We start from the raw sequence: 13,135 nt of genomic DNA on the forward strand, positions 1-13,135 counted from the left end.
ACGGTTACTGCAGCGGATGCGGCCATCGGCGGGCCGAGCCCGACCGTGACGAGGCGCAGCTGGGCCCGATGGTGCTCGTCACCGATCGGGGACTGCACCACGCTCGCAATGAGGACGCCGCGGCGGCGGGAATGGTGAGCGGCATCCCGGGTCGGCGCGAAGCACTCGCCATCGCCGTGTGCGACGGGGTGTCCACCTCGGGTGAGCCCCAGGTGGCCGCGGTCGCCGCGTCCAAGGCCGGGGTGGAGGGCATGCTCGCCGCGCTCGCCGAATCGGGCCCGACACACGAGGCGGTGCTGGCGGGCCTCGCCGAGGCGACGAAGGCGGCGGCCGACGCCGGAACGGGAATGGATCCGGCGAACGCGCCGTCCTGCACGTATACCGCTGCCGCCGTCGTGTCGAATGCCGAAGGGACCGTGGAGATCACGGTGGGCAGCGTGGGGGACAGCCGGGCCTACTGGCTCCCCGAACCACCTGAACCGCCGCAACAGTTGACGGTGGACGACTCGGTGGCCCAGGAACTGATGACGGCCGGTGCCTCGGCGAACTCGGAGTTCGTGCTGCGCGGCGCGCACACCATCACCCGGTGGCTGGGCGCTGACTCCGAGGCGAAGCCGTGGTCTGATTCGAGCGTGCAGACCATCACCCCCGTCGGCCCTGGCTGGCTGTTGTTGTGCTCGGACGGATTGTGGAACTACCTGCCGGAGGCGGCCGACATCGCGCGATTCTGCGCGGGTACCGAGCCCAGCGCGGCGGCGCGCGCACTCACCGAACACGCCTTGCAGGCCGGCGGCATCGACAACATCACCGTCGCAGTGATCCCGATCGGAGGAGCTACATGAGTTCGGCTGAACAGCAGGGCATTTCGGTGGACGTCGACCACAATCCCTACCTCTCCGAGGGGTCGGGCACGGTGGACGCGGTCGTCAGCATCACCGTCGGAAGTGACGTCGCGGTGGCGGCGGATCCTGCGGAACGCGTCGAGGCGATCATCATCGACTGCTCGACGTCGATGCTGAAGCCGGCAGGCAAGTTCGACGGCGCGAAACGCGCCACGGTCGCTGCCATCGACGAACTCAGCGACGGAACGCACTTCATCATCGTCGCCGGAACCGGCAGTGCGGCTGCGATCTACCCGATCGACGGAGTGCCGACGCGGGCGAGCGCAGCGACCAAGGCGGAGGCTGCGCGGGTGGTCGACGGTCTGCGGCCCAACGGTGGTACCGCGATGGGCACCTGGCTTGCGTACGTCCGCGAGATCGTCGCGCGGTACCCGGGGGCACTTACGCACGCCATTCTGCTCACCGACGGCAAGGATGAACACGAGACCCCAGAACAACTGCAGCAGGAGATCGCGCTCAGCACCGGTCAGTTCACCTGCGACTGCCGCGGCGTTGGCACCGCGTGGCGGGTCGACGAACTGCGCTCGATCTCGTCGGCATTGCTGGGGACCGTGGACATCGTCGCCGATGCCGAAGACCTCGCCGAGGACTTCGCGGCGATGATGCGGACGTCGATGGGTAAGTCGATCCCGGACCTCACCCTGCGGCTGTGGACTCCCGCCGGCGCGACCGTCGAGTTCGTCAAACAGGTCGCGCCGACCGTCGAGGACCTGACCCGCCGCCGTGTCGAGGCGGGCACTCAGATCGGGGAGTACCCGCTGGGCTCCTGGGGTGCGGAGGACAGGGACTATCACATCCAGGTCGCCATCGAACCTGCGGTGGCAGGCAAGGAGAAGCTGGCCGCCCGAGTGAGTGTGGTTGCCGGCGAACAGGTTCTGGGCCAAGGCCTCGTCAACGCGCTCTGGACCGCAGACACGGCGCTGTCGGCGCGGATCAATCGCCGAGTGGCGCACTACACCGGTCAGGCCGAGTTGGCGGATGCGGTTCAGGAGGGGTTGGCCGCGCGCCGAGATGGGGACGTGGCGACCGCGACGGCGAAACTACAGCGCGCCATGGAACTGGCCGTGGAATCGGGCAACGACGACAAGGTCGCGGAGCTCGGCAAGGTCATCGACGTCGATGAGCGCACGGGAACGGCCCGGCTCAAACGCGAGGTGGCGGCCGCCGACGAGATGGCCCTCGACGCCCGTTCGACGAAGACCGCGCGAGTGCGGAAGGAGGATCCGGCCTGATGCCCATTTGCGCAGAGGGACATACGTCAGCCGCCGACGACTATTGCGACGTGTGCGGGGCGCCGATCGGGACTTCCGCCGCGCCAGCACATTCGGAACCCGTTGCCGAAACCAAGGCGTGCCCCGCGTGCGGGGCATCGGTAAGCGGACGCTTCTGTGAGACGTGCGGACACGACTCCGCGCTGCCCGCGCCTGCCACGCCGATTGCGGCCCCGGTGCTGTGGACCGCGGTCGTCACCGCCGACCGGCAGTTCTACGACCGCGTGGTCGCCCGCGGCGGCCCCGACACCGTCGACTTCCCTCAGTTCTTTCCAGAACGCCGGATCACGCTGCAACGCGATACGGCCCTGATCGGTCGGCACAACCGCGACCAGGGCGTGACACCCGAGATAGATCTCGGCCTTCAGCCCGCCGACCGTGGCGTATCCACTCAGCACGCGGTGCTGCGAGTGCGCGACACCGGGTTGACCATCACCGACCTGGGATCGACCAACGGCACCAGCCTCAACGACAGCGAAGACCTTCTGGCAAACGGTGAGGAGACTCCACTGGCCGATGGTGACCGCATTCACGTCGGCGCGTGGACCACGATCAAGATCACCAAAGACGCGTAATTTACGCGGTCGACACTCATATCATTGCCTCGACCTGGATCGTGGGAGCAGACTGTCGGAAGGTCTGGCAATTGGGGGCTTGTGACCGAGTCGAATGAACGTACGTCGCGCACGTCGAGACAGTCGTTTCAACTGCACCAGGAGTTGAAGGACGCTCGCAATCAGTCTGCGGCCAGTCGCGAGATTCTCGCCGCTCTCGGCAAGGACGCCGCCAATACCGACGCGGTCCTGAACATCATCGTCGAGTACTCGGCGCGCCTCTGCGGCGCGCGGGCCGCTCAACTCTTTCTCGCCGACGGCGACCTGTTCCGCGTCTCACGGGTCTCCGGTGAGACCCCCGAGGACTATCGCGAGTACCTGGTGAGCCATCCGATCGCCAGAAATCGTTCGTCGACGGTCGGGCGCGCTGCCGAGGACAAGTGCACCAATCAGATTGCCGACGTTCTCAGCGACGTCGACTACGGCCGCACGGACCTGCAGAAGCTCACGGGCTTCCGCACCCTGCTATCCACGCCGATGCTCCTGGAGGACGAGGTCGTCGGTGTGTTGTCCATGTGGCGAACGGATGTCGCACCGTTCGACGAACACGAGCGCGAACGTCTCGAGGAGTTCGCCGCCCAAGGCGCTCTCGCGCTGCGCCAAGCGAACCTGATGCGGACACTCAAGTCCAGGGAATCTTTGTTGTCCAGCAAGGTCGAGCAGCTCGAAGCTCTCCGGGAGGTGGGTGAAGCAGTCGGCTCGAGCCTCGACCTCGACGTGGTGTTGGACCAGGTCGTCAGCAATGCCGTAAGGCTCACCAACCGCGGCTTCGGTGACATCACGCTGCGGACCGACGGCGGATCGATCATGGAGTACGACGAGTCCACGGCCGCGTTCCACGTCCACGCCGTCGGCGCGAGTCACGCACTGCTCGAACAACTTCGGGCGGTCGCCATCGGCGGAGATTCGACCCTCGTTGGCCAGACCGCGCTGCACCGGCAGCCGCTCGAGGTACCCGACCTCGCCCTCGTCGAGCGTGACCCGCACCTGGAAGTCCTGTTCCGCGACGGTTGGCACTCGGTGCTCGCGGTGCCGATGCTCCGCGGCGACAGGATCGTCGGCGTGCTGGTGATTCGTCGCAGGGGTACGGGCGCCTTTCCCTCCGACGTCGTCACGCTGCTCGAGACCTTCGCCAGCCAATCCGCGCTGGCCATCGTCAATGCCCGGCTCTTCCGAGAGCTCCAGACCAAGACTAGCGAGCTCGAAATCGCCGGTCGGCACAAGTCGGAATTCCTGGCCAGCATGTCCCACGAGCTGCGAACGCCGCTGAACGCGGTGAATGGATTCTCCGAGGTGCTGCTCAATCGCTCGTTCGGTGACATCAACCAACGCCAGGAGGACTACCTGCGCGACATCTGGAACTCGGGCAGGCACCTCGTCGCCTTGGTCAACGACATCCTCGACCTCTCGAAGGTCGAAGAGGGCCACATGGTGCTCGAGTCAAGCACTTTCGCGGTGAGCAGCGCCATGGAGGCCACGCTTGCGATGCAACGGGAGCGGGCGACCCGACACGCCATCACCATGACGCTGGAGGTCGGCGACGACGTCGATCTCATCGACGCCGACGAGCGGCGATTCAAGCAGGTGTTGCTCAACCTGGTATCCAACGCCGTGAAGTTCACCCCCGATGGCGGCAGCGTCTGCGTGCACTCCTATCGCGAGGGAACCGATCTGGTGGTCACCGTGACCGACACCGGCCTCGGAGTCGCATCCGAGGACCAGGCGCGGATCTTCGACTCCTTTCAGCAGGGCAGCCGGGGAGCGCCGAAGGAGGAGGGCACCGGCCTCGGCCTGACGTTGTGCAGAAGAATGGTGGAGTTGTTCGGCGGAAGGCTTTGGCTCGACAGCACATTGGGCGTCGGAAGCACGTTCGGCTTCACGGTGCCCGGTCTGCGGGACCGAAGGCGCGAGGACGCCGCACCGAAGCTCGGTGGACTTCCCGTCATCGTTCTGCTCGACGAAGATCCTGCCTCGCAGGATCTCGTCGAGGCCTACCTGAATGGTCTTCCGGCCGAGGTGATCTGCGCTTGGGACGGAGTGAAGGCGCTCGAACTCGTTCGCACGGTCCAACCGGCCGCCGTCGTGCTCGAGGTCAGGCTGCCCCGGCTAGACGGCTGGCAGGTGATCACCCAACTGAAGGCCGACCCCGAGACTGCGGGGATCCCGCTGATCGTCGCCTCGACAGTCGACGACCGAGCCCGTGGTCTGGCGCTCGGTGCGGCCGCGTATCTGCTGAAGCCGATCCGTCGAGACGAGCTCGTCGACGCATTGCGTTGTGCCGGAGCGTTGTCCGAGGCGGAGGTGTCCTGATGGACGCTCCCGTGACGGTGCTCGCCGTTGACGATCAATCCATCAACCTCAGGCTCCTCGACGCGGTGCTCACCCCTCGGGGGCATCGGGTGATCACCGCCTCGTCGGGAGTGGACGCGATCGCGCTCCTCGAGAGCGAAGACGTCGATCTCGTCCTGCTCGACATTCTGATGCCAGGGATGGACGGTCACGAAGTTTGTCGCAGGATTCGGTCGACACCTGCCACGGAGTTCCTTCCGGTCGTGATGATCACGGCCAGCGGAAGTGAACAGCGACTCGTCGCTCTGCAGTCGGGCGCCGATGACTTCATCATGAAACCCTTCGACCAGGCCGAACTATTGGCCAGGGTGGCGTCGCTAGCGCGGATCAAGCGCTATCAGGACACGATCCGGTGCCAAGCCAGTGAGCTGGCCCAATGGAATACCGAACTCGAGAGCCGGGTTGCCGAGCAGTTGGAGGAGCTGGAACGCGCAAGCCGCCTGCGCCGCTTTCTGTCGCCACAGCTGGCGGACCTGGTCGTCGGCGACGAGACCCTCCTGCGGAGCCATCGACGCGAAATCGTCGTGGTCTTCTGCGATCTGCGGAACTTCACCCCCTTCGCCGAGGCGAGCGAGCCCGAGGAGGTGATGGGGGTGCTCGCCGAATATCACCACGCGATGGGGTCGCTGGTGCACCAGTACGAGGCCACCCTCGAGCGGTTCACCGGTGACGGGATCATGGCGTTCTTCAACGACCCGGTCTTGCAGGACGACGCCGCCGAACGAGCCGTCCGGATGTCGATCGGCATCCGCGACGCCGTGAAAGAGCTTGCCGCGCAGTGGCTTCGAAGGGGCCACGACCTCGCGCTCGGAATCGGCATCGCCCAGGGCTTTGCGACGCTCGGAAGGATCGGTTTCGAGAGCCGATTCGACTACTCCGCAATAGGCAGCGTCACCAACCTGTCGGCCAGGTTGTGCGGCGATGCCGGTGCGTGGCAGATCCTGGTCACAGACCGTGTGCTGGCAGCGACCGAACACATTGCGGTCGCCGAACCCGTCGGCGACGTCAAGCCCAAGGGATTCAGCCGTTCGGTGCGGGTTCACGACATCACGGCGCTCAAGGAAAGTTAGGTGGGGGAGATGACACGGTCAGAGCAATCCGGCAGGCAACTGTCGCACCTCGACGACGGCGAGAGGTATCGCATCTTCGACGAGCTCCAGCTGTCGATGCCGGCGGTATGGGCGTCGATGCAACGTGGCTTCGACGACGAGTCGGTGGTGGTGATGCCTTCGGTCAGCATGGACGGCCCAACGTCGAGAAGTGGCACCGTGATGCAGGCGATGGAGGAGCGCGCACTGTTCCTGCTGCTACTGCTGCGCCAACCGCGGTTGCGGATGATCTACGTGACCTCGCAGCCGATTTCGGAAGCCACCATCGAGTACTACCTAGGACTACTTCCCGGCGTTATCCCCAGTCATGCCAGGGCCCGCCTTACGCTGGTCCCGGTCGGTGATGCGTCGCCGGCGTCGCTCAGCTCGAAATTGTTGGCGCGACCCCGGTTGCTGCGCACGATTCGAGGCCTGATCCCCAACCGGGCCAAGAGCCACCTGATCCCATACAACACGACGTCGCTCGAGCGGGATGTGGCGCTGAGTCTTGGCATTCCGATGTACGGCGCGGATCCGCGGCTCGAAGAACTCGGCACCAAGACGGGCTGCCGCCGGATGTTCGACGAGCTCGGTGTCCAATGCCCGGTGGGGGCCGAGGACCTCCACACGGTCGAGGACATCGTTGCGAGCGTGAAGACCATGCGCACGCGGCGTCCGTCGCTCAGTCAGGCGATCGTGAAGCTGAACGATGGCGTCTCGGGGTCCGGCAACGCGTTGGTGGATCTGCACGGGCTGCCACCCGTTGGCTCGCCTGACGAGGAGGCGGCGATCACCGAGCGCCTCCTCGGCATGCAATTGGAGGCCGAGAACCTGGCCCTCGACATCTACCTGGCCGCATTCGAGGAGCACGGCGGAATCGTCGAGGAGCGCATCACGGGCGTTTCGCTGACCAGTCCGAGCGTGCAGATGCGGGCGTTGCCGGACGGCACCGTCGAGTTATTGTCCACGCACGACCAGCTTCTCGGCGGTGCGAGCGGTCAGAAGTATCTCGGCTGCGTGTTTCCGGCAGATCCCAGCTATGCCGCGCTGATCGCCGAGCCTGCGATGGTGATCGGGCGGCACCTCGCGAAGCTTGGCGTGCTGGGCCGGTTCGCGGTGGACTTCGTCACCGTCCAGGACGAGTCCGGGACGTGGACGCCCTATGCGATCGAGTTGAACCTCCGCAAGGGCGGGACCACTCATCCGTTCCTGACCCTGCAGTTCCTGACCGACGGAAGTTATGACGGTGAACGAGGGGTGTTCCTGACCCCGAGCGGCAGCAGCAAGTATCTGGTCGCGACCGATCACTTCGAGGATGACCGGCTGAAGGCGCTGACCGTCGCCGACCTGTTCGACATCGTCGTCAGCAAGGGTCTGCACTTCGACCAGACCCGCCGAACCGGGGTGGTCTTCCACATGATCAGCTGCCTCACCGAATGCGGTCGCGTTGGCCTGACCGCCGTCGGCGACGACCCCGCAGATGCCCAGCGAATCTACGAGGAGGCGCAGTTGGTCCTGCTTCGGGAGGCCGGCATCGCGCTCGAGGAGGGAGCCGTGATCGGTTAACCCACGGCCGGGTCAGTAACGTGGTGGCGGTGTTGATCGAGGACCTGCCGACCGCGGACCGCGCGAGGCTCATTCTGCGGCCTCGATAGTGGAACTCAACGACCGCGCCTACCGGATGCTGCGGCCCCTCAACAAGGCGCTTTCCCTTCGGGCGATCGTCTTGGTCTCCGCGTTGTCGGTGATCGTCCTGGTGATCATCCTCGGCGCGTGGGTGTGGGTCGGCGTCACCGATGACCAGTACAGCCAGCTCGACCGCCGCCTCGATTCGGTCAGCAGCCTCGGCGACGTGAGCAATCTGCTGAACAGCTCACCAGGGACCGACAGCCGTCAACCACTGCCCGATGGCAACGTGGTCCGTACCGCGAGGATCGGTGGGATCACCGTCTCGGTGCCGAGCAACATCGTCTTGCCCGAACTCGCCAACGGCTACGCCACCACTGAGATCAACGGCGTGCAGTACCGGGTGCGCACCTTTGCAGCAGGCCCGGGCTCGATTGCGCTTGGCGCGCCGCTGGCGGAGACGCAGCACCGGATCGACGAACTGCACCTGCGCGTCCTGCTGATCTGCAGCGGTGTGATCGCCGGAACCGTGGTGGTCGGCTGGGTGATCTCGCTGCTGATGATCGTGCCCTTCCGCCTTCTCGCCCAGCAGGCCCGCGCGATCAACGCCCAGTCCATGCCCGACGAGGTCCAGGTGCGCGGCGTGCGCGAGGCCGTCGAGATCGCGGAGGCGGTCGAAGGAATGCTGGCGCGCATCGGGACCGAGCAGCAGCGCACCAGAGCCGCACTGGAATCCGCTCGCGACTTCGCCGCCGTCGCGTCCCACGAGCTGCGCACCCCGTTGACGGCCATGCGCACCAATCTCGAGGTGCTGTCCACATTGGATCTCGCTCCGGAGCAGCGCGACGAGGTGATCACTGACGTCGTGCGAACCCAGGGCAGGATCGAGGCGACGCTGTCGGCGCTGGAACGCCTTGCCCAGGGGGAACTCACTACTACCGACGACTTCGTCTCCTTCGACGTCACCGAATTGCTCGATCGTGCCGCGCACGACGCGCTGCGCGTCTATCCCGGCCTGCGAGTCACGCTGTCGCCGTCGCCCTCGAAGCTGATCGTCGGACTGCCCGCGGGCCTGCGCCTGGTGATCGACAATGCGATCGCGAACGCCGTCAAGCACGGCGATGCCTCGGAGATCCGGCTCAGCGTGGTGAGTTCGGTTGCGGGCGTTGAGATCGCGGTCGACGACGATGGCGCGGGCGTTCCCGAGGACGAGCGGGCCGCGGTGTTCGAGCGGTTCGCCCGCGGCACGACGGCATCGCGGTCGGGCTCCGGACTGGGTCTGGCCCTGGTCGCGCAGCAGGCCGAACTGCACGGCGGCTCGGCCCATCTCGACGTCAGTCCCCTCGGCGGCGCCCGACTGCTGCTGCGCCTGCCGAGCCAGGAGGCGAAATGGGATGGCGCGCTTACGCCTTCTTCGACATAGCCGACGCGTCCGAATGCCGATCAATCTCGCGCGAGCGCGCCGGGCAGACGTAGGTCGGCGTCGGCCTCGTCGAACATGCCGCTGGCGAACCCGTACCAAAGTTGCCGCATCGGCGGACCCAGTTCGGCGAGCGCCTGTTGGGGTTCGGCTCCGAGCATCGGTGCGCCTTCCCAGTCGGCGAATGAGCCCATGAGGAAGGGAAGTTCGATGCAGTGGCACGCCCCGAAGGGGCTGCCCGCCGGCTTCCAGTCGAACACGTAGGTCGTCGCATGACCGCCGGCGCGTCGGTGCTGCTTGGCGAACGCCGACGCCGGGCGGGCGAACAGGCGCTCGGTCACCGCGGCACTCAGGGCTCGTTGTGCCGCCGAGCCGAGCATGGGGACGCCGAGGACCGGCGCCAACCGTGGGTTGAGCATCAGGAACGGCAGCGCATCATCTGCAGTCGTGCCGATCATGACGGGAAGGCGACGGGCCACCTCGCGGCGACGGACGTCGACCTCGTCGTCGGCGGGTAGGGGGTAGTGCCCCGTCTGCGGTCCGAACGGCATCTGCGCGCGGGTGCCGAAGCGGGCGGCCGACGCGGCCGCGGCGCCCTGGGCGACCAGCAGATCCTCGGTGCCGGCCTGTTCCGGACGGGTTCCGAGAGCGCCGCGTGCGGCTTTCCCCATCGCTCGACTCATCGCGGCCCGACCGCGCTGGACACCCAGCGGCGCGCTCTGCAGGATGGCACGCCGGAAGAGGTCCTCGGTCCCGTCGGCGACCATGAGATAGGACACGGAATCCCCGCCGGCGGACTGGCCGAAGATGGTGACGTCGTTCGGATTTCCCCCGAAGCCGCTGATGTTCTCCTTCACCCAGCGCAGCGCGGCGATCTGATCGAGGAGCCCGAGGTTGGCCGGCGACACGTCGTCGATTGCGAGATACCCGAAGATGCCGACTCGGTAGTTGACGGTGACGGTGACGACGTCACCTTCGTCGGCCATCGCCGACAGATCGTAGGCGGGCGCCTGGCCGCTGCCCGTCACGTAGGCACCGCCGTGAAAGAACACCATCACCGGTCGGGAGGCGTCATCGGGCAGGGGAGCGACGACGGCTAGCGCCAGGCAGTCCTCGTCCTGCTGTAGGCCGGCCATCGGCGATCCGACGATGAACTCCAGCCGCGACGGCGCCTGCGGACACACGGGCCCACGCTCGGTGGCATCGACGACCCCGGCGACCGCGGGCAGTGGCACGCACGGCTCGAAGCGACGCGCCGTGGCATAGCGCAGTCCGAGCGCGCGAATCATCCTGTCGTCGCGGCGGACCCGGAAGCGCCCACTGGGCAGCGTCAAAACGTCGTCATCCATGGGCGAGACCGACAATACGGGTCGAGGTGTCCCGTCATCCCGCCGCTTGGCGGAAGTCGCGGTCGTAACATCGCCACACATGGACGGCAGCGCGGCGACCCACGGGCACACCGTCCTCGCTGAGGCCGACGGCGCGACCTACCGCTCGCTGCGCCAGCGACCGGTGACCCGAGCGGAGCGTTACGCACTCGGCAAGAGCCTGCGCAAGCGGGTGCCGCGCAAGTCATTGGCCGACTGGACGGCGCCGGCGGGCCGGCCCAGCCCCGTCGACCTCATCAACGACAGTCATCGAGGCAGAGTCGACCGCCTCATTCCCGTGAGGGTGGGCCGCATGGTCGATTCGCCGTACGGATTTCTGCGCGGCACGGCCGTGGTCATGGCGGAGGACGTCGCGCACCTGCCGTCGACCGGCATCACACCCGTGGTCTGCGGCGACTCGCACCTCGGCAACTTCGGGTTCTATGCCTCACCCGAACGGGACCTGGTGATCGACCTCAACGACTTCGACGAGGCGCATCCCGGCTGCTGGGAATGGGATCTCCGCCGGTTGGTGGCGAGCATCTGGGTCGCCGGGCGGTTCAACGGCACCTCCGAGGAGCACTGCGGTGCCTCGGTGCGGTCCTGCGTCGAGTCCTACCGTCTCGAGTTGCGTCGGCTGGCCGACCTGCCACTCTTCACGCGGTCGTTCGAGAGGCTTGACGTCGACCGGCTCGCGGCCCGAACGGCCGGGCCCCTGCAGGAGCAGGTCGCGAGATCGGCCGAGCGGGCGCGCCACCGCACCGGTGACCGGGCGCTGCCCCGGTTCACCGAAGAGGTGGACGGCTTACGGCAGATCGTCGAGGAACCGCCGCTGATCACTCGGCCCGACCCCCGCGAAGCCGAGTCGCTGGCCGAGGCGCTCGATGGGTATCTGGACACGCTGCCTTCGCACTGGCGGCGCGTCCTCGGTGGCTACACGCTGGTCGACGTCGCGCACAAGGTCGTCGGGGTGGGCAGCGTTGGCCTGCGCGCCTACGTCGCCCTCCTGGAGGGCTCCTCGGCGGAGGACGTGGTGTTCCTGCAGCTCAAGCAGGCCCGGCGGTCCGTGCTCGCGCGCTACGTGCACGGTAATTCCGCCTGGCACGCCCATCAGGGCCAGCGGGTCGTCGAATATCAGCAGTCACTGCAGACGGTCAGCGACCCGCTACTGGGATGGACCACGATGGACGGGCTGCAGTACTACGTGCGGCAGTTCCGGAACATGAAGGGACGGATTCCGCTGGACTCGATGGACGCCGCCGCGCTCACCGACTATGCGGGAGTGGTTGGACAACTGCTCGCCAAGGGGCACGCCAGGACGAGCGGCGCCTCGATGATTGCGGGGTACATGGGCAGATCCGAAAAGGTCGACAAGGCTCTGTGCACCTTCGCGAGGCGCTACGCCGACCAGACCGAAGCCGACCACGCTGCGTTGGTCGCGGCCGTCGAACGCGGCCTGCTGCCCGTCGAGCGGGGCGTCTAGGGCCGGAGCGTTCTATTGGACGACCAGCGAACCGTGCATGTTCGTGTGGTACTTGCAGTGAAACGCGTACGTGCCCGGGGTGGTCGGCGCCGTGAAGGTCGTTGTCCCCCCACCGCCGGACACCCGGATGTCGAACGTATTGCCTGCGTCCGCAGTGACGCTGTGGCTGGAGTCGTCGTTGTTGACCACCGTCACTTGTTGGCCGGCCTTGACGGGCCCGCGCACCGTGTAGGTGAAGTCGGCGATGGCAACGTCGGGCGCAGGAGCCGCCGGGGTGGAGGCCGGCGTTGCGGTGGTGCGAGCGTCGGGTGAAGAAGGCGGCGCCGAGTTGTCGGCGCCGCCGCACGCGGCGAGCAGGCCGCTGAATGCCAACAGGAGGACCAGGATCGTCAATCGTCGCATCGTGCTCCTTGGTCGAGCGTGCTCCGATCCTGTGCCGAGATGTCGCTCGGTGAGTCGGATCCATGTCTATGTCACAGTCCCGTCACTATCGGCTCATCACGTGCCCGGGTTGGCCGATGCATCGGCGAGCCGATCGCTCCAGGTCGCGACAGCTCCCGAATCGCCGATGCGATAGACCTGGACGGCTGTTGCCACACTCAGGACGATGACGACGACGGCGACGATCCGGGTGGCGATCGGTTTGACGGACCGGCCACGTGTTTCGCGCAGGTGGATCACCACCAGCAGTACGGCAGCGACGAGCATCGAGATGGCGAAGTAGACCATCGTGTCTCCGAGCCTGGCGTGTGACTGCAGCAGGGGTGATCGACCGACGCGGTGCTCGAGCCATTCCCCCGCGTCGGTTGTCAACGGCGTGAGTGCGACGGTGATGATCGCCAGGCCGAGGACGAGCCATACCAGTCTTTGCCGCGCGGCCGGCCACACGGCGCACAGGATCGCCAGGATGGCGGTGAGCGGTGCGAGGATGACGATGAAGTGGACTAGCAGCGCGTGGGCTGGGAGCCCATTGAGTGTCGTCACGAATTTGACTCCTTGTCGGTTCATTGATTGC

The 13,135-nt window shown here is 66.7% G+C and carries 11 protein-coding genes; 8 read left to right on the forward strand and 3 right to left on the reverse strand.

Annotated elements, in window-relative coordinates; translation table 11 throughout:
• The 7 genes from QOD90_RS26700 to QOD90_RS26730 form a co-directional block, all read left to right on the forward strand.
• Positions 1–842: PP2C family protein-serine/threonine phosphatase (locus QOD90_RS26700; RefSeq protein ID WP_526354755.1), on the forward strand; the 842-nt coding region annotated here is incomplete at its 5' end.
• Entirely contained in the window at positions 839–2,134 is a 1,296-nt protein-coding gene (locus QOD90_RS26705) for a vWA domain-containing protein (protein WP_526354757.1), read from the forward strand. The genes QOD90_RS26700 and QOD90_RS26705, both read left to right, overlap by 4 nt.
• Positions 2,134–2,748, forward strand: a complete 615-nt coding sequence (locus tag QOD90_RS26710) for an FHA domain-containing protein (protein ID WP_526354759.1) — start codon at positions 2,134–2,136, stop codon at positions 2,746–2,748. The genes QOD90_RS26705 and QOD90_RS26710 overlap by 1 nt, the downstream gene beginning before the upstream one ends.
• A 144-nt stretch (positions 2,749–2,892) precedes the next feature.
• Positions 2,893–5,097 (forward strand): ATP-binding protein, encoded by a 2,205-nt coding sequence (locus QOD90_RS26715; protein ID WP_526354761.1) that lies wholly within the window; start codon positions 2,893–2,895, stop codon positions 5,095–5,097.
• The gene (locus QOD90_RS26720) at positions 5,097–6,206 is read left to right on the forward strand and encodes an adenylate/guanylate cyclase domain-containing protein (RefSeq protein ID WP_526354763.1); all 1,110 of its coding nucleotides are present in this window, start codon (positions 5,097–5,099) and stop codon (positions 6,204–6,206) included. The genes QOD90_RS26715 and QOD90_RS26720 overlap by 1 nt, the downstream gene beginning before the upstream one ends.
• A 9-nt stretch (positions 6,207–6,215) precedes the next feature.
• Positions 6,216–7,790, forward strand: coding sequence for a peptide ligase PGM1-related protein (locus QOD90_RS26725; protein ID WP_526354765.1), 1,575 nt, complete (start codon positions 6,216–6,218; stop codon positions 7,788–7,790).
• Positions 7,791–7,905: 115 nt separating this feature from the next.
• Complete coding sequence (locus QOD90_RS26730) at positions 7,906–9,273, forward strand: ATP-binding protein (protein ID WP_526354814.1); 1,368 nt, start codon at positions 7,906–7,908, stop codon at positions 9,271–9,273.
• 20 nt (positions 9,274–9,293) lie between these two features.
• Here the strand turns inward: QOD90_RS26730 and QOD90_RS26735 are convergent, their stop codons facing one another.
• A complete protein-coding gene (locus tag QOD90_RS26735) occupies positions 9,294–10,619 on the reverse strand; it encodes a carboxylesterase family protein (protein ID WP_526354767.1) in 1,326 nt (441 codons plus the stop codon).
• 79 nt (positions 10,620–10,698) lie between these two features.
• Between QOD90_RS26735 and QOD90_RS26740 the strand changes: the two genes are divergently transcribed.
• Positions 10,699–12,120: a DUF2252 domain-containing protein gene (locus QOD90_RS26740; RefSeq protein ID WP_526354769.1), complete on the forward strand. Its 1,422-nt coding sequence runs from the start codon at positions 10,699–10,701 to the stop codon at positions 12,118–12,120.
• Positions 12,121–12,132: 12 nt separating this feature from the next.
• Here the strand turns inward: QOD90_RS26740 and QOD90_RS26745 are convergent, their stop codons facing one another.
• Together QOD90_RS26745 and QOD90_RS26750 are read right to left on the reverse strand one after the other, a co-directional pair.
• Complete coding sequence (locus QOD90_RS26745) at positions 12,133–12,522, reverse strand: cupredoxin domain-containing protein (RefSeq protein WP_526354771.1); 390 nt, start codon at positions 12,520–12,522, stop codon at positions 12,133–12,135.
• A gap of 96 nt (positions 12,523–12,618) precedes the next feature.
• On the reverse strand, positions 12,619–13,104 hold the full coding sequence (locus tag QOD90_RS26750) for a DUF2231 domain-containing protein (RefSeq protein ID WP_526354773.1): 486 nt from the start codon (positions 13,102–13,104) through the stop codon (positions 12,619–12,621).
• Positions 13,105–13,135 lie beyond the last annotated feature (31 nt).

It is taken from the genome of Mycobacterium sp., from assembly GCF_032161845.1.
In the GTDB taxonomy this organism is placed as follows: Bacteria; Actinomycetota; Actinomycetes; order Mycobacteriales; family Mycobacteriaceae; genus Mycobacterium.